The 21,437-nt window shown below is 69.0% G+C and carries 18 protein-coding genes and 1 pseudogene; 12 read left to right on the top strand and 7 right to left on the bottom strand.

Going from position 1 to position 21,437, the window contains the following annotated elements; all coding sequences use genetic code 11:
- Positions 1–48: 48 nt before the first annotated feature.
- From RJ03_RS38840 to RJ03_RS15280, 3 genes are read right to left on the bottom strand one after another with little or no spacing between them, the layout of a single operon-like run.
- A complete protein-coding gene (locus tag RJ03_RS38840; protein ID WP_281032285.1) occupies positions 49–177 on the bottom strand; it encodes a hypothetical protein in 129 nt (42 codons plus the stop codon).
- Positions 149–1,726 carry a hypothetical protein gene (locus RJ03_RS15285; protein ID WP_051024719.1) on the bottom strand — a complete coding sequence of 526 codons (1,578 nt, stop codon included), beginning with the start codon at positions 1,724–1,726 and terminating at the stop codon, positions 149–151. Before RJ03_RS15285 ends, RJ03_RS38840 begins: the two co-directional genes overlap by 29 nt.
- A 3-nt stretch (positions 1,727–1,729) precedes the next feature.
- Complete coding sequence (locus RJ03_RS15280; protein ID WP_036502785.1) at positions 1,730–2,053, bottom strand: type VII secretion target; 324 nt, start codon at positions 2,051–2,053, stop codon at positions 1,730–1,732.
- 176 nt (positions 2,054–2,229) lie between these two features.
- Between RJ03_RS15280 and RJ03_RS15275 the strand changes: the two genes are divergently transcribed.
- The 4 genes from RJ03_RS15275 to RJ03_RS15260 all read left to right on the top strand — a co-directional run bounded on the left by RJ03_RS15275 (position 2,230) and on the right by RJ03_RS15260 (position 7,556).
- Positions 2,230–3,222: an NAD-dependent epimerase/dehydratase family protein gene (locus RJ03_RS15275; RefSeq protein WP_036502783.1), complete on the top strand. Its 993-nt coding sequence runs from the start codon at positions 2,230–2,232 to the stop codon at positions 3,220–3,222.
- A 90-nt stretch (positions 3,223–3,312) separates the two neighbouring features.
- Positions 3,313–4,356: an Rv2578c family radical SAM protein gene (locus RJ03_RS15270; protein ID WP_036502782.1), complete on the top strand. Its 1,044-nt coding sequence runs from the start codon at positions 3,313–3,315 to the stop codon at positions 4,354–4,356.
- Between the two features lie 171 nt (positions 4,357–4,527).
- Complete coding sequence (locus RJ03_RS15265; RefSeq protein WP_036502779.1) at positions 4,528–6,480, top strand: 2-oxoacid:acceptor oxidoreductase subunit alpha; 1,953 nt, start codon at positions 4,528–4,530, stop codon at positions 6,478–6,480.
- Positions 6,477–7,556 carry a 2-oxoacid:ferredoxin oxidoreductase subunit beta gene (locus tag RJ03_RS15260; protein WP_036502776.1) on the top strand — a complete coding sequence of 360 codons (1,080 nt, stop codon included), beginning with the start codon at positions 6,477–6,479 and terminating at the stop codon, positions 7,554–7,556. The genes RJ03_RS15265 and RJ03_RS15260 overlap by 4 nt, the downstream gene beginning before the upstream one ends.
- 89 nt (positions 7,557–7,645) lie before the next feature.
- Here the strand turns inward: RJ03_RS15260 and RJ03_RS15255 are convergent, their stop codons facing one another.
- Positions 7,646–8,146 (bottom strand): hypothetical protein, encoded by a 501-nt coding sequence (locus tag RJ03_RS15255; RefSeq protein ID WP_157163426.1) that lies wholly within the window; start codon positions 8,144–8,146, stop codon positions 7,646–7,648.
- 146 nt (positions 8,147–8,292) lie between these two features.
- Positions 8,293–9,192, bottom strand: a complete 900-nt coding sequence (gene ypfJ, locus RJ03_RS15250) for a KPN_02809 family neutral zinc metallopeptidase (RefSeq protein ID WP_036502771.1) — start codon at positions 9,190–9,192, stop codon at positions 8,293–8,295.
- 225 nt (positions 9,193–9,417) lie between these two features.
- Between ypfJ and aspS the strand changes: the two genes are divergently transcribed.
- Positions 9,418–11,199, top strand: a complete 1,782-nt coding sequence (aspS, locus tag RJ03_RS15245) for an aspartate--tRNA ligase (protein WP_036502815.1) — start codon at positions 9,418–9,420, stop codon at positions 11,197–11,199.
- 116 nt (positions 11,200–11,315) lie between these two features.
- On the top strand, positions 11,316–12,287 hold the full coding sequence (locus RJ03_RS15240; RefSeq protein WP_051024718.1) for a DUF389 domain-containing protein: 972 nt from the start codon (positions 11,316–11,318) through the stop codon (positions 12,285–12,287).
- 6 nt (positions 12,288–12,293) lie between these two features.
- Here RJ03_RS15240 and RJ03_RS15235 read toward each other — a convergent pair whose 3' ends face one another.
- Positions 12,294–13,349 (bottom strand): DUF2189 domain-containing protein, encoded by a 1,056-nt coding sequence (locus RJ03_RS15235; RefSeq protein ID WP_036502768.1) that lies wholly within the window; start codon positions 13,347–13,349, stop codon positions 12,294–12,296.
- A 249-nt stretch (positions 13,350–13,598) separates the two neighbouring features.
- On the opposite strand from RJ03_RS15235, the gene RJ03_RS15230 reads away from it, so the two are divergent.
- Complete coding sequence (locus tag RJ03_RS15230) at positions 13,599–14,768, top strand: phosphotransferase family protein (RefSeq protein WP_030513960.1); 1,170 nt, start codon at positions 13,599–13,601, stop codon at positions 14,766–14,768.
- Between the two features lies 1 nt (position 14,769).
- Here the strand turns inward: RJ03_RS15230 and RJ03_RS15225 are convergent, their stop codons facing one another.
- On the bottom strand, positions 14,770–15,729 hold the full coding sequence (locus RJ03_RS15225) for a TauD/TfdA dioxygenase family protein (RefSeq protein ID WP_083870843.1): 960 nt from the start codon (positions 15,727–15,729) through the stop codon (positions 14,770–14,772).
- A gap of 67 nt (positions 15,730–15,796) precedes the next feature.
- Here RJ03_RS15225 and RJ03_RS15220 point away from each other — a divergent pair, with 67 nt between their 5' ends.
- The 5 genes and pseudogenes from RJ03_RS15220 to RJ03_RS37955 all read left to right on the top strand — a co-directional run.
- On the top strand, positions 15,797–16,387 hold the full coding sequence (locus tag RJ03_RS15220; protein WP_036502766.1) for a helix-turn-helix domain-containing protein: 591 nt from the start codon (positions 15,797–15,799) through the stop codon (positions 16,385–16,387).
- Between the two features lie 29 nt (positions 16,388–16,416).
- Positions 16,417–17,760, top strand: a complete 1,344-nt coding sequence (locus RJ03_RS15215) for a replication-associated recombination protein A (protein WP_036502764.1) — start codon at positions 16,417–16,419, stop codon at positions 17,758–17,760.
- Between the two features lie 62 nt (positions 17,761–17,822).
- Positions 17,823–20,489 (top strand): alanine--tRNA ligase, encoded by a 2,667-nt coding sequence (gene alaS / locus RJ03_RS15210; RefSeq protein ID WP_036502762.1) that lies wholly within the window; start codon positions 17,823–17,825, stop codon positions 20,487–20,489.
- A complete protein-coding gene (ruvX, locus tag RJ03_RS15205) occupies positions 20,489–21,097 on the top strand; it encodes a Holliday junction resolvase RuvX (RefSeq protein ID WP_083870842.1) in 609 nt (202 codons plus the stop codon). Before alaS ends, ruvX begins: the two co-directional genes overlap by 1 nt.
- Positions 21,090–21,437 (top strand): annotated as a pseudogene (locus RJ03_RS37955) (hypothetical protein); the annotation flags it as partial. The gene ruvX and the pseudogene RJ03_RS37955, both read left to right, overlap by 8 nt.

Here is a 21,437-nt window from a genome sequence, read left to right as displayed (position 1 = left end):
CGGTCCGGGCCACTCCGGTGCGATGGTGCGGCTGCCGTGCCGCGGCGATCAGAGCTGGTCGTTCTCGTAATCGCTGATGAGCTCGTCGGAATGGGTCTGGCCGATGACCTCGGGCGTGGTCTCTCCCAGCGGGCCGGTGAGGTCGGTGTTACCGGTGAGGCTCTGATAGTTCTGCACCGTGCGGCCGCGATCGTCGTCGGCGTTGCGCTGGCTGCCCGGCCGCACCGGGTGTGCCGCCGCCCATGAAACCCGAACCGGGCGTGCCCTGGCCGGGCATACCGGGCATGCCGGGGCCGAACGGCATCCCCGGGATCCCGGGGCGGCCGCCGGGCACCGCGGACCCGAGGCCGGGCTTGGCCGCCGCGCCGCCACCGGACGCGGTGCCGCCGAGTCCTCCCGTGAGGCCGCTCAGCGCGCCACCGCCACTGCCGCTCATCGAACCCGGGTGCGCGCCGTTACCGCCGAAGGCGCTGGCATGCGTCGAAGTCCCCGACAGCCCGGAGCCGCTCAGGTCACCGAGACCGGCGGCCTGGGTGTCCGCGCCGCCGCCCGACAGCAGGCTCTGGGCCTGCTCCACGATCGGCTGCCCGACGTTCTGCGCCACCGCCTGCGCGGCATCGGCCGCCTGCGGTGCGTACTGGCCGGCGAGCTGGTTGACCACGTTCGCCAATTGGCCTGTGTAGCCACCCAATTCGCCGCGGGTGGCGTTCACGATCGTGACCGCCTGGCCGAGATGTTCGGTGGCCGCGGCGATCAGCGTGGCCTGGCCCGGGGGAGTGAAGGCGACGGGAGCGAGCGCGCCGGCCTGGGTCGCGAAGGACTGGGCGACCTGAGTGAGCTGGACGTTGCCGCGCTGCACCACCGCCGCGGCCTCGTCGGTGAGTTTCGAGATGTCGAAGCCACGCTGGCTGGCGTCCTCACCGTGGGCCTGCACCTGCTGGCCCGCGGTCTGGGCGCTGGTGGCCGACTGGCCCTGCCAGACCTGCTCGACCGACTTCATCGCACCCATGCCGATCTGCATGGCGCTCTGGATGACCTGCGAGGACTGACTGAGCAGATCGGCCGGATTCAGTGCCCCCATCACACCGGTGCCGAAACTCGACAGCAGGTCGAGGAAAGGTTTGAACAGCACGTCGATCCCCGGCAGTGCGGGCAGCGCCATACCGCTCATCAGCGCGGCCACCGGATCGGCTGGCATGGGCGGCAGATTCGCCGGCACTGCCGCGGCGGCCGGGGCGGCGGCCTGCTGGACCGCACCGGCGGCACCGTCGAGTGCGGCGGGCGCCTGATTCAGTGCGGCCTGGGCGCCGTCGAGCACGTGCTGCGCGCCGGGTACTGCGCCGAGCGCACCGGCGGCCTGATGCAACACGTCGTGGCCGGCGCCGAGCAACGGCGACGCGGCGTCGCCGAGCACTCCGGCGTGGCCGTCACCGGCATCGGGGGCGCCGGAACCCCCGCCGGGCAGGTGCGGAGCGCCGATTCCGTGGGAACCGTTGTCCTCGAACTCTTTCCGCGCGGTGGTGAAGGCCGGTGCCGAGGCGGGCGGTGTATCCGGCGGCAGCTGCGGCAGTGAGATATCGGTGATCGGGCCCTGCTGTGCGGCCGAGGCGAGCGTGTCGTCCGGAAGGGAGGCCGGTGCGGCGGGCGCGATCGGTGAAGTGTCGGCGGCGGGCGCGGCCGGGGCTGCGATGACGCCGCTGTCGGTACCGGAACCGATGGTGTGCACCGATCAGCCTCCGATCGCGTTGCCGATGGCGCCCAGGGCGCCGGCGGCGGCTGCGTCGTTGTCGCCGAGGATCGCGACGGTGCCGAATGCGGACTGCCCCAAGTGATTACATTTGGCCGACAGGTCGTTGACATCGCTGCAATGCAGGACCTGCGCCGCCGCGAACATCGCCAGGTAGTCGGCGCCGATGAGCCCGAAAACGGGCGTCATCGCGGCTACGTGCGTCGCGGTGTCCATATCGGCCGCGCCGGCGATTTCGGTTCCGATGCTCTGATGTGTCGCCCCGAACGCGCTGATCGCGCTCTGGTCGGCGGTGAGATCGCTCATCGAACTTGCCCCCCAATCATCGTGGTCAACTCAGTCGTCAACGTCGAACAAGCCTCGGCGACCGGGCGTCGACCGGAGGCTGGGCTGGCCTCAATATAACCGACCCGGCCGACGCGATTCGAGTCCGACAAACTAGAACTTGTTGCAAATTAGAACGGGTTCTATATTCTCGTCGCATGAAGGTCGCAGTCACCGGCGCAGCCGGCTTCCTTGGCACGAATCTGCTTCACCAGCTGGTGGAGCGCGGTCACGAAGTGACCGCCATCGACCGGGTTCGGCCCTCCGGCGCAACGGATCCGAGTGTGACCTGGGTGAGCGGCGACGTGCTGGACCCGGCATCGATGCGTTCGGCTCTGGCCGGGGCGGAGGTGGTCTACCACCTGGTCGCCGTGATCACTCTCGCGCATCGCAACGACCTGGCCTGGCGGGTGAACACCGAAGGTGTGCGTGTGGTGGCCGAAGCCGCGCTGGCGGTCGGCGCCCGGCGCATGGTGCACGCCAGTTCGATCCACGCCTTCGATCAGTACAGCTGCGGCGGCCGCATCGACGAGAACGCGCCGCGCTCGGTCGATCCGGCGTTGCCCGTTTACGACCGCTCCAAGTTCCAGGGCGAGGTCGAATTGCGTGCGGTCGTCGACCGGGGGCTGGACGCCGTGATCTGCAATCCGACCGGCGTCTACGGGCCGGTCGACCACTCCGACTCCCGGATCAACACGACGCTGTGGGATGCCGCGCGCGGACGGGTGCCGGTGATGATCGGCGGCGGATTCGATCTGGTCGACGTGCGTGACGTCGCCACCGGCCTGATTCTCGCCGGCGAGCGCGGGCGCACCGGAGAGAACTATCTGCTTTCCGGGGCGATGGTGACGATGCTCGAGGTCACCCAGCTCGCCGCCCAGGTCAACGGGAAGCGGGGCCCGCGCTTCGCCATTCCGGCCAAGGTGATCTCCGGGGCACTGCCGGTGCTGGAACCGATCGGGAAGATGCTGGGCAGCGACCGGGTGTCGCGGGCGGCGATGGGAGCGCTGCTGTCGGCACCCGAGATCGACGGGACCAAGGCGCGGACCGAACTCGGCTACCTGCCCCGGCCGACCGAGGAAACCGTGCGTGACCTGGTGGCCTTCTACAAGGGTGAGTCGGTGCGCACGGTCGCGAGCAGTATGGCCTGACGGGTTGTTCCGGCCGGCGCCGCGGCATGGAGGGGGTGCGTGTGCGGCGCGGTCCTTGACATCGAATCGAACGGGTGTTCGACTGGACGGGTGCGATGGCAGAACCAGAACCCGGCAGCCGATGACGGCGCGCTCCCAGGGCTGGAGCGTGCCGGATTCGTCCGCAGCGTGCAGACGCCGGACTTCGAGGGCGTCACCTTCCACGAAGTGCTGTGCAAGAGTGCGCTGAACAAGGTGCCGCAGCGTTCGGCGGTGCCGTTCGAATGGACGATCAATCCGATGCGCGGCTGTTCACACGCCTGCAGGTACTGCTTCGCCCGCCCCACCCACGAATATCTGGACCTGGACGCCGGGCGTGATTTCGACACCCAGATCGTGGTGAAGACGAACGTGGCCGCGGTGCTGCGCCAGGAATTGCGCCGCCGTTCGTGGCGGCGCGACCCGGTCGCGCTGGGCACCAACACCGATCCCTATCAGCGGGCCGAGGGGCGTTATCGCCTGATGCCGGGGATCATCGCCGCCCTCACCGACGCGGAGACACCCTTCTCCATTCTCACCAAGGGCACGCTGCTGCGGCGGGACCTGCCGCTGCTGGTGGAATCGGCCCGGGTCGTCCCGGTGAGCCTGGCGGTGTCGATCGCGACGGTCGACGAGGACCTGCATCGCGCGGTCGAGCCGGGTACGCCCGGCCCCCGGGCGCGGCTGGAACTGGTGCGGTCGCTGGCCGAGGCCGGATTCGACGTGAATGTGATGGTGGCTCCCGTCATCCCGTATCTCACCGACGACCTCGACCATCTGGACCGATTGTTCGGCGCGATCGCGGCGTCGGGCGGGGCGCGGGCCACCGTGCTGCCCATGCATCTGCGCGGAAGTACCCGGGGCTGGTTCCTGCAATGGCTGGCCGAACATCACCCGGCGCTGCTGCGGCGATACCGGCAGTTGTACGGTCGTGGGGCGTACGTCACACCGGAGTACTCTGCGTGGTTACGGCAGCGAGTGGATCCGCTGCTGGCCCGGTATCGGCTCGATCGGCACCGGGACCTACCGGCGCGGGGCCGGGCCGCGGGCCCCTCCGAGCCGGACGGTGACGTGCAGGCAATACGGTCCGACCCGCAGTTGGCGTTGTTCGGTTGATCGCTCCGCCGGATACCGGCGGACCCACCGGCCCCTGGGGGCCCGGTCGCTCGCGGCCGAAATTCGTTGTACCGCATGCTCGCCGGGTCGTTCGTTCCACGAATTCTCCGGCGAGCCGCGGAGTAACTTGGCGTGTGGTACCTCATCCCTACGAGGAAGTGATGCAGGCGCATGGTGTCGAATCAGGGCGTTGACGGCCCCACCGGCAGCGAAAAATTGGAGAAGGTCGTCATCCGCTTCGCCGGTGATTCCGGCGACGGTATGCAGCTGACCGGAGACCGATTCACCCACGAGGCGGCCGCCTTCGGCAACGACCTCGCCACCCAGCCGAATTTTCCGGCCGAGATCCGCGCACCCCAGGGCACACTCCCCGGGGTGTCGTCGTTCCAGATCCAGATCGCCGACTACGACATCCTCACCGCCGGCGATCAGCCCGACGTGCTGGTGGCCATGAATCCGGCCGCGCTCAAGGCGAACATCGACGATCTCGCCCGAGGCGCGACGGTCATCGTCAACACCGACGAATTCACCAAACGCACCCTCGCGAAGGTCGGCTACGAACGAGACCCGCTGACCGACGACAGTCTCGGTGACTTCGTGGTGCACCGGGTGCCGATGACGTCGCTGACCTTGACCGCCACCGAACCGGCCGGGGTCGGCAAGAAGGACGGCCAGCGCGCGAAGAACATGTTCGCCCTGGGGCTGCTGTCGTGGATGTACGGCCGTCCGCTCGGCGGTACCGAAGCCTTCCTGCGCGAGAAGTTCGCCGCCACACCGGAAATCGGCGAGGCGAACGTGCTGGCGTTCCGGGCCGGCTGGAACTACGGCGAGACGACCGAAACCTTCGCCACCACCTACGAAGTCGCGCCCGCCGCGCTGCCGCCGGGCACCTACCGGCAGATCACCGGCAATACCGCCCTCGCCTACGGCGTGATCGCGGCCGGGCAACTGTCCGGGCTGCCGGTGTTCCTCGGCACCTATCCGATCACTCCGGCCTCCGACATCCTGCACGAACTGAGCAAGCACAAGAACTTCGGCGTCACCACCTTCCAGGCCGAGGACGAGATCGCGGGAATCGGTGCGGCACTGGGTGCTTCGATCGGTGGCGCGCTCGGGGTGACCAGTACCTCGGGTCCCGGGCTGGCGCTGAAAAGCGAGACCATCGGCTTGGCGGTGATGACGGAACTGCCGCTGGTGATCATCGACGTCCAGCGCGGCGGCCCCTCGACCGGCCTGCCCACCAAGACCGAACAGGCCGATCTGCTCCAGGCGCTGTACGGGCGCAACGGTGAATCGCCTGTCGCCGTGGTGGCGCCGCGCTCGCCGGCGGACTGTTTCGCGGCAGCGGTGGACGCGGCGCGCATCGCGCTCACCTACCGCACCCCGGTACTGCTGCTGTCCGACGGTGCTATCGCCAACGGCTCCGAGCCATGGTCGATCCCACGGGTCAGCGACCTCGAGCCGATCGACCCGGCATTCGAACCACCGGCCGAAGGGGACGCCGCGGACGGACACTCGTTCCAGCCCTACGCGCGCGATCCGGAAACCCTTGCCAGGCCGCTGGCCAGGCCCGGAACCGCCGGCCTCGCTCACCGGATCGGCGGCCTGGAGAAGGCCGACGGCAGTGGCAACATCTCCTACGATCCGGCCAACCACGAACTGATGGTCCGCTTGCGTCAGGCGAAGATCGACGGCATCGCGGTGCCCGACCTCGAGGTCGACGACCCCGACGGCACCGCCGAGCTGCTGCTGATCGGCTGGGGCAGCTCCTACGGCCCGATCGGCGAGGCGTGCCGGCGGGCGCGCCGCCGCGGCGTACCGGTCGCGCAAGCGCATCTGCGCCACCTCAACCCGCTGCCCGCCAACACCGGCGAGGTGTTATGGCGCTATCGCCGGGTGGTCGCGCCGGAGATGAACGGCGGCCAGCTGGCGCTGTTGCTGCGCGGCAGATATCTGGTCGACGTGCAGCCGTGGACGAAGGTGGCCGGGACCGCCTTCTCCGCACAGGAGCTGGTCGGCGTGATCGACGCGGCGCTGGACGGATCCATCGGCGAGCTGGAACAGAACAAGGCCTTCGATGCCCGGGCCCGGGCGACCTATCGCACGACAGGGGGATACCGATGACCATCATCGACACCTCGCTCATCGGCGCCGATCTCGGCCTGTCCGGCGTCTCCGGAGTACCCGGCGCGGACGGGCCGCAGAAGGTCAAGGACTTCACCTCCGATCAGGAGGTGCGCTGGTGCCCCGGATGCGGTGACTACGTCATTCTCGCGACCGTGCGCGGTTTCCTCGCCGAGCTGGGCCTGCGACGGGAAAACCTGATGTTCGTCTCCGGCATCGGATGTTCCAGCCGGTTCCCGTACTACCTGGACGCCTACGGCATCCACTCCATTCACGGCCGTGCCCCGGCGATTGCCACCGGACTCGCGGTGACCAGGCCGGATCTGTCGGTCTGGGTCGTCACCGGCGACGGTGACGCCCTCTCGATCGGCGGCAATCACCTGATCCACGCGCTGCGCCGCAACGTGAACATGACGATCCTGCTGTTCAACAACCGGATCTACGGCCTGACCAAGGGCCAGTACTCACCGACCTCCGAACCGGGGAAGGTGACCAAGTCGACGCCGCTCGGCTCGATCGACCACCCGTTCAATACGTTGTCGGTGGCGCTGGGAGCCGAGGCGAGTTTCGCCGCGCGTGCCCTCGACTCCGACCGCGCCGGCCTCACCGAGGTGCTGCGCGCCGCGGCCGAGCACCGCGGCACCTCGTTCGTGGAGATCCTGCAGGATTGCCCGATCTTCAACGACGGTTCCTTCGACGCGCTGCGCCGCGACAACGCCGAATCCCACCTGATCCGCTTGCGGCACGGGGAACCGATCCGCTTCGGCGCGGACGGCGAATTCGCCGTGGTGCGCAACGGTTTCGGGCTCGAGGTGGTCGCTTCGTCGGAGGTCGCCGAGAGTGAGATCGTGGTGCACGACGCCCGGTGCGAACGGTCCGAATACGCCTATGCGCTCTCGCGGTTGACCTCCCAGGATCTGACCCACGTCCCGATCGGCGTCTTCCGCGACGTCACCCGCCCCACCTACGACGACGGGGTCCGGGCGCAGACCGCGGTGGCGGTCGAACGCGCACCGGTCGGACCGCAGTCGCTGCAAAACCTGCTCAACGGCCGCGAGACCTGGACCGTCGGCTGATCGAAGGGACCGGCGGCCCGCAACGATTGCGCCCCTGAGCTTTTCGGCGCCCCGATCGCGAGGACGCGATCGGGGCCGTAGGGCCGGAATCAGCGGTCGGCGACGAACGCGTCGACCAACTTCTTGCACAGGTCCGCGAAGCGGGTGCGGTCGGCTTTCTGGGCGTCGGTGAGTCCGTCGGTGCCGCCGGGGGAGTACACCACCAGGTGCACGTCCTGGTCGGGTGTGGCGCCCAGGAAATCGAGCAGGGTGGACCCGCCGCTGCCGTCCTTGGGCATACCAAGATCCGCGGCGGCCAGTTTCTTCGCCTCCTCGGCGGCGGCATGGACCGCGTCGAGGGAGATGTGTCCGTTGCGCTGCTGCGGTGCCTTGTCGGCGGGACGGTCCGGATCGGCGGCGTCGGGGCTGTTCACCGCATGCCCGTCCGAATAGACGAGCAGCGTCGGCGCCGGCGTCACCCCGGCGTGCTCCCCGCCCGGAATCGTGGTCAGCGCCACCGACAGTCCGGCCGCGGGTTCGTCGGCCACGGCCGTCATCGCGCCGCCGGCCACCGTCAGTGCCGCGGCGCAGACCGCCACCGCCGCCCGCACACCCGGCATTGTTCGTCTCGCACCGCCGATAACCCGCATATCGTTCACTCCTGCCCTCCACCCGTCCCGGTCTTGCCGATCATTGTGCCCGCACCGCTGCCGGTATCCGCCCGACTTGCCCGTTCGAAAACTCCGCCCGGCCCGGTTCAGCGCAGCGCCGGCGGATTGTTCAGATCCGGTGCCGAGAAGGTGTCACATGCGGCGACCTGGCCGTTCCGGTAGCCGGTCAGGAACCACTTCTGGCGCTCGTTCGACGAACCGTGCGTCCATCCCTCCGGATTCACCCGGCCGGTGGCGGCCTTCTGGATCCGGTCGTCGCCGACCGCCGCGGCGGCGGAGAGCGCGTCTTGAATGTCGCTGTCGGACAACGGTTTCAGCAGCGGCTGGGAACCGCCGGGGGCCGGTGTCTTGTCCGCGTAGCTCGCCCACAGCCCGGCGTAACAGTCGGCCTGCAATTCGAGGCGAACCGATCCGGAATCAGGGCCTTTGGGATCGCGCTGCGCGCGGCCGCTGTCGCCCAGCAGGTTCTGGATGTGATGCCCGAATTCGTGCGCCACCACGTACTCCTCGGCCAGCGGACCACCCGCCGCCCCGAACTTGTCCCGCAGCTCCTGGAAGAACCCGGTATCGAAATAGGCCTTGCGGTCCGCCGGACAGTAGAAGGGGCCGACCGCGCTGGTCGCGTTGCCGCATCGGGTGTTGACCGACCCGGTGAACAGCGTCACCCCGGGTTTGGTGTACTGCACCCGGGTCTGACGCGGCAGGACCCCGCCCCAGACGCCGTCGAGACTCTGCGCGGTCAGCACCACCCGGCACTGTGCGTACCGGTTCGCATCACCGTTGGTCTTGCAGACGGAGGTATCGACGCCACCGGTCTGCGTTCCCGACGTTCCGCTGCCGAGCAGATTGCCCGGATTCACACCGAACAGCACCGCGAGAATCAGCACGATCAAGCCACCGCCACCGCCCAAGGCGAGCTTGGGGCCCATGCCGCCGCCGGTGGAGACCCGGTCCGGATCGATATCCATACCTTCGTTGAAGGTCATCGTTGCTGCTCCTGTGGATCGAGTGGGCTGCTCGGCGCTCGGTCAGCCGAAACAACCTCTACAGCTTGGCATGAGCGTGCGCGGCTCGGGAGACGAGTGGCGTCGTGTCCACCGAGTGACACCGGGAGTCGGATATCGGTTTCCGTCCGGCCGACGCGCCTCACTACCATGGGGGCGCACCAGGTCATCCCGTGCCCGGTGCACCGTGTCGTCGAAAGGATTCCCGTGCTGCGCACCCACTTGGCTGGTTCGCTGCGAAGCGAGCACGCCGGTCTGACCGTCACCCTCACCGGCTGGGTGGCCCGGCGGCGAGACCACGGTGGCGTGATCTTCATCGATCTGCGCGATGCGTCGGGGGTCGCGCAGGTGGTCTTCCGCGAGGGTGTGCCGGCCGAACAGGCCCACAAGCTCCGGGCGGAGTACTGCGTGCAGGTCACCGGTGTGGTCGAGGGACGTCCGGACGGCAGCGAGAACCCGAACCTGCCCACCGGTGCGATCGAGGTCAACGTCACCGAACTCGTGGTGCTCAACGAGGCCGCGCCGCTGCCCTTCCAGCTCGACGAGCAGCCCGGCGAAGAGGCGCGCCTGAAGTATCGCTACCTCGATCTGCGCCGCGAGGGCCCCGCGCACGCCATCCGGCTGCGGTCGAAGGTCAACGCCGCGGCCCGCGAGGTGCTGGCGCAGCACGCGTTCGTCGAGGTCGAGACCCCGACGATGACGCGGTCCACTCCGGAGGGCGCGCGTGACTTCCTGGTGCCCGCCCGGCTGCAGCCCGGCAAGTTCTACGCCCTGCCGCAGAGCCCGCAGCTGTTCAAGCAGTTGCTGATGGTCTCGGGGGTGGAGCGGTACTACCAGATCGCCCGCTGCTACCGCGACGAGGATTTCCGCGCCGACCGCCAGCCCGAGTTCACCCAGCTCGACCTGGAGATGAGCTTCGTGACCCAGGAGGATGTGATCCTGCTGGCCGAGGACATCCTGGTCGCGCTGTGGAAGCTGGTCGGCCATGAGATCCCCACGCCGATTCCGCACATGACCTACGCGGAGGCGATGCGCCGCTACGGCAGCGACAAGCCGGATCTGCGCTTCGGCATCGAGATCACCGAATGCGCCGAGTACTTCAAGGACACCTCCTTCCGGGTCTTCCAGGCGCCGTATGTCGGCGCGGTCGTGATGCCGGGCGGAGCAAGCCAGCCGCGGCGCCAGCTCGACGCCTGGCAGGAATGGGCCAAGCAGCGCGGGGCGAAGGGCCTGGCCTACATCCTGGTCGGTGAGGACGGCACCCTCGGCGGCCCGGTCGCCAAGAACCTGTCCGACGCCGAACGCGAGGGCCTGGCCAAGCATGTCGGCGCGGCGCCGGGCGACTGCATCTTCTTCGGCGCCGGAGAGGCGAAGTCGAGCCGGGCGCTGCTGGGCGCGGCGCGTGGCGAGATCGCGCGCAAGTGCGGCCTGATCGACGAGGACGCCTGGGCGTTCGTGTGGATCGTCGACGCCCCGATGTTCGAGCCCGCCGCCGACGCCACCGCGAGCGGCGATGTGGCACTCGGACATTCGGCCTGGACCGCGGTGCACCACGCGTTCACCTCGCCGAAGCCGGAGTCCATCGACACCTTCGACACCGATCCGGGCGCGGCGCTGGCCTACGCCTACGACATCGTCTGCAACGGCAACGAGATCGGCGGCGGCAGTATCCGCATCCATCGCCGTGACGTGCAGGAGCGGGTGTTCAAGGTCATGGGCATCAGCCACGACGAGGCGCAGGAGAAATTCGGATTCCTGTTGGACGCCTTCGCCTTCGGCGCGCCGCCGCACGGCGGAATCGCCTTCGGCTGGGACCGCATCACCGCACTGCTGGCCGGGGTGGATTCGATTCGCGAGGTCATCGCGTTCCCGAAGTCCGGTGGCGGCGTGGACCCGCTGACCGAGGCGCCGGCGCCCATCACCGCGCAGCAGCGCAAGGAAGCCGGCCTCGACGTGGTGCTCGACGAGCACGGCAAGCCGAAGGCCTGATCCGGAACCGGATGTGCCGCCGTGGTCGTGGGCAGTCGCGGCCGCGCACCGGTTAGTCTGCAGATCGTCCGGCGCCACCCGGTGCCGGACGATCGTGCCGACGACAGGGGACTGGGGTGCTGCACCTGCGGGCGGTCTGCCCACCGGAGTCGACCGACGCCGCGGTGACCGCGCTGCGGGCCGAACCCGGCGCCACGCTCATCACCGTGCAGCGCGGCGTCTCGGTCGAGCCGCCCGGTGATCTCGTCCAGGCCGATATCGCTCGCGAATCGGCCAACGATGTGCTGGCCGGTCTGCGTGGGCTGGGCATCGGCGACTACGGCGGCATCATGCTCTCGCCGGTGGAAACGGTGCTGTCGGCGCCGGCCGACCGCGCGGTCGAGGCGGCGCCGGGCGATCCGTCGGATGCGATCGTCTGGGAGGAACTGCTCGCCCAGACCCACGAGGAATCGACGCTCAATCCGACCTTCCTGGCGTTCATCACGATCGCGTGCCTGCTGGCCGTCGTCGGTGTGGCCACCGATTCGCCGGTGACGGTCGTCGGCGCCATGGTGGTCGGACCCGAGTTCGGACCGCTGGCCGCCGTCGCGGTCGCGGTGGTGCGCAGGGACTTCCGCCTCGCCCGCCGCTCGATCCTGGCCCTGCTGATCGGTTTTCCGGTGGCGATGGGGATCGCGACGCTGGCGTCGCTGGTGTGGGAGCAGTTCGGCTGGATCACCGTCGACCGCATCCACGCCATCCGCAACGTGGACTTCATCTACGAGGTGGGCCCGTTCTCGCTGGTGGTGGCCCTGTTGGCGGGTGCGGCGGGGATGATGTCGCTGGTGACCGCGAAATCGGCGGCGCTGGTCGGCGTGTTCATCTCGGTGACGACGATTCCGGCGGCCGGTTTCGCCGCCGTCGCCGCCACCGTCGGCGAATGGCACAAGGCATTCGAGTCGATCGGCCAGCTGGGCGTGAACATGGTCGGCATCGTCGTGGCGGGCATCATCGTGCTGCAGTTGCGTCCCCATCACGGGCACGCGCTCGGCCCGCCACGTCCGAAGCGACGGAACATCCTGTCGCGCTGGTGGTTCGGCGACGAATGAGACCGCTCAGGCGATCAGGCCGCCGGTGAGCATCCGGTAGGAGTAGGTGACCGCGATGACGGTGAGCGGTCCCACCACCAGCAGACCGATGCCGCACAGCGCCGTGGCGACGATCGTCAGCGCGGCGACTGTCAGGGCCAGTAGCAGTGTCGGCACGAAATTCGAGACCACCAGCTGCACACTGGATTTGATCGCGCTGAACGGATCGAGATCCTGGTCGATGACGTAGTGCAGCGAGAACATGCACAGATAGCCCACGACGAGTGCCGGCACGATGCACAACACCGCGCCGACGCAGGCCGCCACGAAGACGAGCAGAGCGGTGATCAGCACGTTGCCGGCGTTGACGAAGCTGAAGAACGACGCGAAATCCGGTGGCGTCCCGTCGGTTTCGTACAGGGCGCCGCGGATCATCGCCGCCTGCAGCAGCCAGACCACGACCGCGGCGAGCAACCCGATCAGCACCACCGGCATCAGCGAATTCATGTGCGTGACGTTCACCACCACCGTCACCATCAGGTAGGCGACGAAGCCGACGAGCGTGATCGCCACCCATGGAATCGGATTGGCGCGGAAGCGATCCCACGCGAAGTTGAGCGCCCGGCCGACATTGAGCGCGGGCGCGCCGGCGTTTCCCGGCGGCGCGCCGTACCCGGGCGCGCCCTGCGGCGGCATGCCGTTGTCCGGTGCGCCCCAGGTCGGATCGGCGGGCGGCGGATAGGCGCCCGGCGGGACGCTGCCGGGAGGGCCGTAGGTGGGGCCGGGCTGTCCGTGCGTTCCGGGCGGCGGTGCCACCGGGGGCACCCCGCCCGGGGTGACCTGGGGCGGCTCGCCCGGAACGCCGCCGTACTGCGGCGTGCCGTATTGCGGTGCGCCGGAGCCCTCGAACTGCGGATAACCCGCGGCTCCGGCCATTTCGGGCCGGCCCGGCGTTGCGGAATGTTCGCCTGGCCCGGCGCCGGGTCGTGCGGGACCGGTGGGATGCTGCCCGGGCCGGCTCTCCGGTCGCCGTTCACCGCCTTCGCCGGTGTCGCGGGGTGCGGACTGCGGGGAGTCGGTCATCGTCGGACCTTTCGAATCACCTGGGTTCTGGTGCGGCACACTGCAGTTGAGATTTCGACACAACCGGACACGGCCGGGCGTGTCAAGCGACGGGCCGCGGCATCGGGCCGGATCCGCGACCCGGCCGACGATGAGCGTAATGAGCATCTCGGTCCGGTCGCAGCCGCTCGGCGGGGACACGCCGACGACGCGCGAAAGGTTGCCGATCCGCTCGCTGAAAGTGACCTGGAGCGAGTAACTTGGTTGGCGATGACCGCACTATTGGCCGAACGCGCCGCCGAAGTCGTGTCCGCGGCACAACAGTTGCTCACGAAGCGCATGGGTGCTGCGGTGAAGCTGAGCGATCCGATCGAACTCAGCGGCAGTGGCAGGACGACGGTGCTGCGCGTACGCGTAGCGGAGAACTCGTTCTCACTTCCTCGCACCCTGATCGTCAAGCAGGTCCGTGGCGCCGCACAGGAGCGCCGGATCGGCGGGCTGGCGCCCGGGGTCGCGAGCATAGACTCGGCGTTCCTGCGCGAGGCGGTGTCCTACCAGTTCACCACCGCACTCAGCAGCGAGCACCGGCCCGGTGCCTATCTGCTGGCCCACAGCCTGCCGGATCGGCTGCTGATCCTCAGCGATCTGGGCGAGAACATGTCGCTCACCTCGGTGCTGCAAACCGGCGCCGAACCCGCCACCCGCAACGCCCAGATGGCGTTCGCGCAGGCGCTGGGCCGTATGCACGCCGCCACGGTCGGCCGGGAGGCCGATTTCGTGGCGCTGCTGCGGCGAGTGGAAGTGGTGCACCGGGTCGACGGCATCGCCCAGCAGGCCGAGGCCGCGATCGGTGAGGTACCCGGAATGCTGGCCCGCGAGGTCGGCATCGACGTGCCGGGCGAGATCGCGGAACGCATCGTGCGGGGCAATCGCCTGTTCTCCGCGGGCCGCTTCCGCGCGTTCAGCCCCTCGGACCTGTGTCCGGACAATGTGATCCTCAACGACGAGGGTGCCCGGTTCCTCGACTACGAATGGGGCGGTTTCCGCGACGCCACCCTCGACATCGCCTACGCGCTGGTCTCGTTCCCGGGCTGCCTGTGCGATTTCGAACTCTCTCGCGAGCGCGCGCATCAGATGGTGGAAGCGTGGCGCTCGGAGGTCGTGGGCGTGTGGCCCGCCCTCGCCGACGACGACCTGCTGGCCGAACGCATCCTCGAGGCCCGGCTCATCTGGGTGTGGCTGACGACCTTCTGGTTCCTGCCCGCCGATCACACCCGCATCGCCGCGGCCCGCGAACACGGCCTGTCGGTGCCGCGCTCGGCCGCGCTGATCAACCGCTGGGCGGCGCTGGCCGAGGATGCGCGCTGCACCGGCGACGACACACTCGGCGACTTCGCCGAGCATGTCTCCGCCACCCTCGAGGAACTCTGGGAGGAGTGACTCAGCGGGCCGGTCGCGGTCCCACGATCGAGGCTCGTTCCATGATTCGCATCTGTGGCCAGTAGTCGCTGGCGGCGTAGTGCTGCACGGCCCGGTTGTCCCAGAAGGCGACGGTGTCGGGCTCCCAGTGCAGCCGCACCTGGTGTTCCGGGTAATCGGCCTGGCGGCAGAGCCGGTCCAGCAGGTCGTGGCTCGCCTCGGGATCCATGCCGTCGATCCGGTCCACGAAGATGCGATTGACGTACAGGTGCCGGCGTCCGGTCGCCTCGTGTGTGCACACCACAGGGTGGCTGACCGGCGGATGCTGGGCGCGCAGCGCCTCCTGCGCCGCGGCGGTCTGCCCGCGGCCGAAGGCACGGGTGTAGTCGTGGGTCGCGGTGAGGTCGTCGATCCGGGTCCGCGTCTCGGCATCGAGGGCCTCGTAGGCGGCGTACATATCCGAGAACAGCGTGTCGCCGCCGATCTCGGGAACGGCGACGGCGTGCAGGATCGCGCCCATCGACGGCTGCGGCCGCCAGGTCACGTCGTGATGCCAGATGTTCTCGACGCCCGCCATCGTCGGGGTCTTCTCGAAGCGGACCAGCTCCGGCTGCTCGGTGTTGGACGGGATGAACGGATGCACCTCGAGGGTGCCGAAGCGCGCCGCGAACGCGACGTGGCGGGCGGGCGTCAGCGGTTGCTCGCGGAAGAACAGCACCTTGTACTCGTGCAGTGCCCGGCGCAGTTCGGCGATCACCTCCGCGGGCAGCTCCCGGGTCAGATCCACGCCGCTGATCTCCGCGCCGAGGCTGACGCCGACCTGACGGGCGTCGAAATGCTGCCAGCGCAGTGCGGCCAGACGGTCACGTTCGGCGACCAGATGGGTGAACGGGCCCGCGATCAGCGGAAATCCCGGCAGTGGAAACGAGCTAACGGGGTAGTGCGTACGCGGTTCGGTCTCCGCGGCGGTGGTCTGCGTCATGGCGGTTCCTTCGGCGATCGGACGACTGTAGTCGATTGACTACACCGGTATTCGCTACTGTAGCCCGATGTCCGAGAACCCGCCATCGCCTCCGCGTCCTGACGACTCCGGCGCCGCGCCGGTCGGTCGCGACGCGGTCGTCGCGGCGGTCACGGAGGCCGCCGCCGACCTGTTCGCCGAACGCGGCCCGGCCGCGACCTCGATCCGCGACATCGCCGAGCGTGCCGGGGTCAACCACGGCCTGGTCTTCCGGCATCTCGGTGCCAAGGATCGGCTGGTCGGGGCCGTGCTGAGCTATCTCGGGGAGCAATCGGGCGCGGTGGCCGCCGCCGGGCAGCTCACCGCCACCGATCCCCGGCTGCGCCGCCATCTGACCGTGCTGGCCCGCTGCATCCTCGACGGCTATCCGGTCGGCGAGCTGCAGGAACAGTTCCCCGTGATGGCGATGCTGATCGAGCATCTCCGGCCGCAGATGGACAGCGACCGCGCGGCCGGACTGGCGGTGGCCCATCTGGCCGCCTTCACCATGGGCTGGCAGCTGCTCGAGCCGTTCCTGCGCAGCGCCGCGGGCCTGCGCGAGCTGACCGATGCCGAACTGCGGGCGTCGATCGAGGCGCAGGCCGGGCGAATTCTGCGCCCCGACCCCGCCTCGCCCTGAGTGTCGGTGCTCATCGGTACCGTCGAGGCGTGAGCGAAGGGTTGTTCGAGGCGCCGGAGGTGGAGGAAGTGTCCGGCGCATCCGCCGCATTGCCGCCGGCGGGCAGGATGTCGCCGCTGGCGGTGCGGATGCGGCCCGCGAGCCTGGACGAGGTGGTCGGCCAGCAGCACCTGCTCGGCCCGGGATCGCCGCTGCGCCGGTTGATCGAGGGGTCGGGTGCGGCATCGGTGCTGCTCTACGGCCCGCCCGGGACGGGCAAGACGACGCTGGCCGCGCTCATCTCGACCGCGACCGGCCGTCGTTTCGAGGCGCTCTCGGCATTGTCGGCGGGCGTCAAGGAGGTGCGCGCGGTCATCGAGCTGGCGCGGCGGCGGCTGCTCGCGGGGGAGCAGACCGTGCTGTTCATCGACGAGGTGCACCGGTTCTCCAAAACCCAGCAGGACGCCCTGCTGGCCGCGGTGGAGAACCGGGTGGTGCTGCTGGTCGGGGCAACCACGGAGAACCCGTCGTTCTCGGTGGTGTCGCCGCTGCTGTCGCGGTCGCTGGTGTTGCAGTTGAAGTCGTTGTCGGACAACGATATTCGCATCGTACTGCGTCGCGCGATCGACGATGAGCGAGGTCTGGCAGGGCAGTACACCGTTACGGAGGCGGCGCTCGACCACATCGTCCGCATCGCCGGCGGTGACGCGCGCCGATCGCTGACCGCCCTGGAGGCCTCGGCGGAATCGTCGCTGGACGGCACGGTGGACGTGGATCTGGTGGAGGCCAGCGTCGACAAGGCCGCGGTTCGCTACGACCGCGCCGGCGACCAGCACTACGACGTGATCAGCGCGTTCATCAAATCGCTGCGGGGGTCCGATGTCGACGCGGCGCTGCACTATCTGGCCCGGATGATCAGCGCGGGCGAGGATCCGCGCTTCATCGCGCGGCGATTGATGATCCAGGCGTCCGAGGACGTCGGCATGGCTGATCCGACCGCCCTGCAGACCGCGGTCGCCGCCGCGCAGGTGGTGCAGCTGGTCGGTATGCCGGAGGCGCAGCTGGCGCTCGCGCACGCCACCATCCACGTGGCCACCGCGCCCAAATCGGGTGCGGTCGCGGCGGCCATCGGCGCGGCCATGTCCGATATCGCGGCCGGTAAGGCCGGTGCGGTGCCACCCCACCTGCGCGACGGGCATTACGCGGGGGCGGCGAAACTGGGCAATGCGCAGGGCTACAAATACCCGCACGACCACCCGGACGGGATCCTCGCCCAGCAGTATCCGCCCGACGAACTGGTCGGCGCCGACTACTACACCGCGACCGATCACGGCTACGAGCGCGAGATCGGGCCGCGGGTCACCAAGTTGCGGCGGATCGTCCGAGGGCGCTGAGACACGGGCGCGCCCACGACCGCTGAAAACCGGCTGGACCGCGCCCGGTAGGCTGGATATTCGTGCAGACCCACGAGATCCGACGGCGTTTCCTGGACCACTTCGTCCGTGCCGGCCACACCGAGGTACCCAGTGCCTCGTTGATCCTGCCGGACCCGAACCTGCTGTTCGTCAATGCGGGCATGGTGCAGTTCAAGCCGTATTTCCTGGGCCAGGAGGCGCCGCCGTTCGCGCGTGCGACCAGCGTGCAGAAGTGCGTGCGCACCGGCGATATCGAAGAGGTGGGCGTCACCACCCGCCACAACACCTTCTTCCAGATGGCGGGCAACTTCTCCTTCGGTGACTACTTCAAGGAAGGTGCCATCACCTTCGCCTGGGAACTGATCAGCAAATCTCAGGAGGAGGGCGGATTCGGCTTCGATCCGGAGCGGATCTGGGTCACCGCCTATGAGAGCGATCCCGAGGCCGCCGAGATCTGGCACCGCGTCGCCGGAATCCCGACCGAACGCATCCAGTTCCGCGACGGCAAGGACAACTACTGGGATATGGGCGTGCCCGGTCCCGGCGGGCCGTGTTCGGAGATCTACTACGACCGCGGACCCGAATACGGCGCCGAGGGCGGCCCGGTCGCCGACGAGGATCGCTACCTCGAGATCTGGAATCTCGTGTTCATGCAGGACATCCGCGGCGAGCAGAGCCCCAAGCTGGGCTATCCGCCGGTGGGGTCGCTGCCGAAGAAGAACATCGATACCGGTATGGGCATCGAACGCGTGGCGATGCTGCTGCAGGGTGTGGACAACGTCTACGAAACCGATCTGCTGCGCCCGATCATCTCCAAGGCCGAGGAGCTGACCGGTAAGAGCTACGGCGTCGAACACGCCGACGACGTGCGCTTCCGCGTCATCGCCGACCACGCCCGCACCTCGGCGATGCTGATCGCCGACGGCGTCAACCCCGGCAACGACGGCCGCGGCTACGTGCTGCGCCGCTTGCTGCGCCGGATCGTGCGCTCGGCCCGGCTGCTGGGCGCCGAGAAGCCGGTGATCGGCGAATTCATGAAGGTCGTCAGCGATCTCATGGCGCCCTCGTACCCCGAACTGGCTACCGACTTCACTCGCATCGAGACCGTCGCCGTGGGTGAGGAGACCGCCTTCCTCAAGACGCTGAGCACCGGGTCGAAACTGTTCGACGACGCGGTCGCCGAGGTGAAGGCCACCGGCGGGCGCACCCTCGCGGGCAGTGAGGCGTTCACCCTGCACGACACCTACGGTTTCCCGATCGACCTGACCCTGGAGATGGCCGCCGAGGCCGGGCTCGAGGTCGACGAGTCGGGTTTCCGCACGCTGATGGCCGAGCAGCGGCAGCGCGCCAAGGACGATGCGCAGGCGCGCAAACACGCCCACGCCGACCTGTCGATCTACAAGGAACTGGTCGACCGGGGCGCCACCGAATTCACCGGCTTCGACGAACTGGCCACCGAGGCACGGGTTCTCGCCCTCATCGCCGACGGTGTGCGGGTCCCCACCGCGACCGCCGGGCAGGATGTCGAGGTCATCCTCGATCGCAGTCCGCTCTATGCCGAATCGGGCGGTCAGATCGCCGACCGCGGCAGCCTCACCGCCTCGGGCACGGAACTGCGCGTCAACGACGTGCAGAAGATCGCCAAGAAGCTGTGGGTGCACAAGACCACCGTCGAGCGCGGGCAGATCACCGAGGGCGATGCCGTACTCGCTCAGGTCGATCCGGCGTGGCGGCGCGGCGCCACCCAGGGCCACTCCGGCACGCACATGGTGCATGCCGCGCTGCGGCAGGTGCTGGGCCCCAACGCGGTTCAGGCCGGTTCACTGAACAAGCCCGGATATCTGCGGTTCGACTTCAACTGGCAGGGCCAGCTCTCGGAGTCGCAGAAGGCCGATATCGAGGCCGTGTCCAACGACGCGGTCGGCTCGGACTTCCCGGTGAACACCTTCGTCACCGATCTGCCCAAGGCCAAGTCGATGGGCGCGCTGGCACTGTTCGGCGAGAACTACGGGTCCGAGGTGCGGGTCGTCGAAATCGGCGGGCCGTTCTCGATGGAACTGTGCGGCGGTACCCACGTCGAACATTCGTCGCAGATCGGGCCGATCACACTGCTCGGCGAATCGTCGGTCGGTTCCGGTGTGCGTCGCGTGGAGGCGTTCGTCGGGCTGGATTCCTACAAGTATCTGGCCAAGGAGCGGGCCCTGCTGGCCGGTGTGGCCGCCTCGCTGAAGGTGCCCTCCGAGGATGTGCCGGCCCGGGTCGAGCAACTGGTGGAACGGCTGAAGGTCGCCGAGAAGGAACTCGAGCGCACCAAGGCCGCGGCCGTCCTGTCGCAGGCGGGGACCTACGTCGAGCAGGCCCAGCGCGTCGGCAAGGTGCTGCTGGTCGCGGCCGCGGCCCCGAAGGGCGTCGGCGCGGGCGATCTGCGGACCCTGGCCACCGATATCCGCGGCCGGTTCGGCAGTGAACCGGCGGTGGTCGTGCTGCTCGGCAACGCCGACGGCAAGGTCCCGTTCGTGGTCGCGGTGAACAAGCCCGCTCAGGAACTCGGTGTGAAGGCCGGCGATCTGGTCGGCAGCTTCGGTTCGAGTATCGCGGGCCGCGGTGGCGGTAAGCCGGAGATGGCGCAGGGCGCCGGCTCGGATCCGTCCGGTATCGAGGCCGGCCTGGCCGGCGTGCGCGCGCGGGTGGCCGAGATCGCCGCCTGATGGACAATTCCGATAATTCGGAGCCCTCGGAACCGGAGCCGTCCCCATCGGGGGCGGCTCCGGAAGCCGGGGCCGCCCGGCCGGACGACATTCCGGCCGAACGCCCCAGCGCGCGGACCGATCCCGGTCGCGGCCGGCGGATCGGCATCGACGTGGGAACCGTGCGCATCGGAGTGGCGGCCAGTGACCCGGACGGGATCCTGGCGACGCCGGTGGAGACGGTCCCGACCGTCAAGGGTGGAAAACGAGGTCCGGCAACCGATCTGATCCGGGTAGCCGAGATTGTGCGGGAATACGAGGCGGTCGAGGTAATCGTCGGTCTGCCACGCACATTACGTGGGGCCAGTGGCTCGTCGGCACAGTTGGCCGCCCGGTTCGCGCGACGTTTGCGGGACATGATTCCTGGTGTGCCGATACGACTTTCCGACGAACGTTTGACTACGGTGTCAGCTGCACGTGCATTGCGGGACAGTGGAGTTCGCGCGCGCGGCCGGCGGCAGGTCATCGACCAGGCGGCTGCCGTGTCGATCCTGCAAGGGTGGTTGGACGAACGGAGTGCGGTGTTGAACTCGGCCGGTGCAGACGAGGCCAGGTGGTCGGATGAGTGACCGCTGGTCCCGGGCCGGAGAACGCTCGCGCCGGCGCGCCGACGAGCAGCAGCGGCGCTACCGGCGCGGCGGTGCGCACCGTAGCGCCACCGACGAGTGGGACGACTACGAGGACGACGACACCGCCGTCATTCCGCGCTACGTCGACGAGGACGAACCGGCCGCGCACTACGCCGATCCCGCCGCGGGATACGACGCTCGCTACGACCACGAGCTCGCCGACGCCGGATACGCGGATCCCGATTACGCCGACCCGGATTACGCCGACGACTACGCCGAACCGGAGTACGAGCGGACCGGCCGCAGCGGCCATCGGTATCGCCGCGACGAGTACGACTCC

Source organism: Nocardia aobensis NBRC 100429 (assembly GCF_000308375.1).
Taxonomy (GTDB): Bacteria; Actinomycetota; Actinomycetes; order Mycobacteriales; family Mycobacteriaceae; genus Nocardia; species Nocardia aobensis.
The sequence above is the reverse complement of the archived record's forward strand: the minus strand, read 5'-3'. Positions and strand labels throughout refer to the sequence as shown.

Coding starts and splice junctions, on each gene's coding strand:
- RJ03_RS15280 (WP_036502785.1), bottom strand. CDS start 2,053: ATGAGCGATCTCACCGCCGACCAGAGCGCGATCAGCGCGTTCGGGGCG.
- RJ03_RS15275 (WP_036502783.1), top strand. CDS start 2,230: ATGAAGGTCGCAGTCACCGGCGCAGCCGGCTTCCTTGGCACGAATCTG.
- RJ03_RS15265 (WP_036502779.1), top strand. CDS start 4,528: ATGGTGTCGAATCAGGGCGTTGACGGCCCCACCGGCAGCGAAAAATTG.
- RJ03_RS15260 (WP_036502776.1), top strand. CDS start 6,477: ATGACCATCATCGACACCTCGCTCATCGGCGCCGATCTCGGCCTGTCC.
- ypfJ (WP_036502771.1), bottom strand. CDS start 9,192: ATGACCTTCAACGAAGGTATGGATATCGATCCGGACCGGGTCTCCACC.
- RJ03_RS15235 (WP_036502768.1), bottom strand. CDS start 13,349: ATGACCGACTCCCCGCAGTCCGCACCCCGCGACACCGGCGAAGGCGGT.
- RJ03_RS15230 (WP_030513960.1), top strand. CDS start 13,599: ATGACCGCACTATTGGCCGAACGCGCCGCCGAAGTCGTGTCCGCGGCA.
- RJ03_RS15225 (WP_083870843.1), bottom strand. CDS start 15,729: ATGACGCAGACCACCGCCGCGGAGACCGAACCGCGTACGCACTACCCC.
- RJ03_RS15220 (WP_036502766.1), top strand. CDS start 15,797: ATGTCCGAGAACCCGCCATCGCCTCCGCGTCCTGACGACTCCGGCGCC.
- ruvX (WP_083870842.1), top strand. CDS start 20,489: ATGGACAATTCCGATAATTCGGAGCCCTCGGAACCGGAGCCGTCCCCA.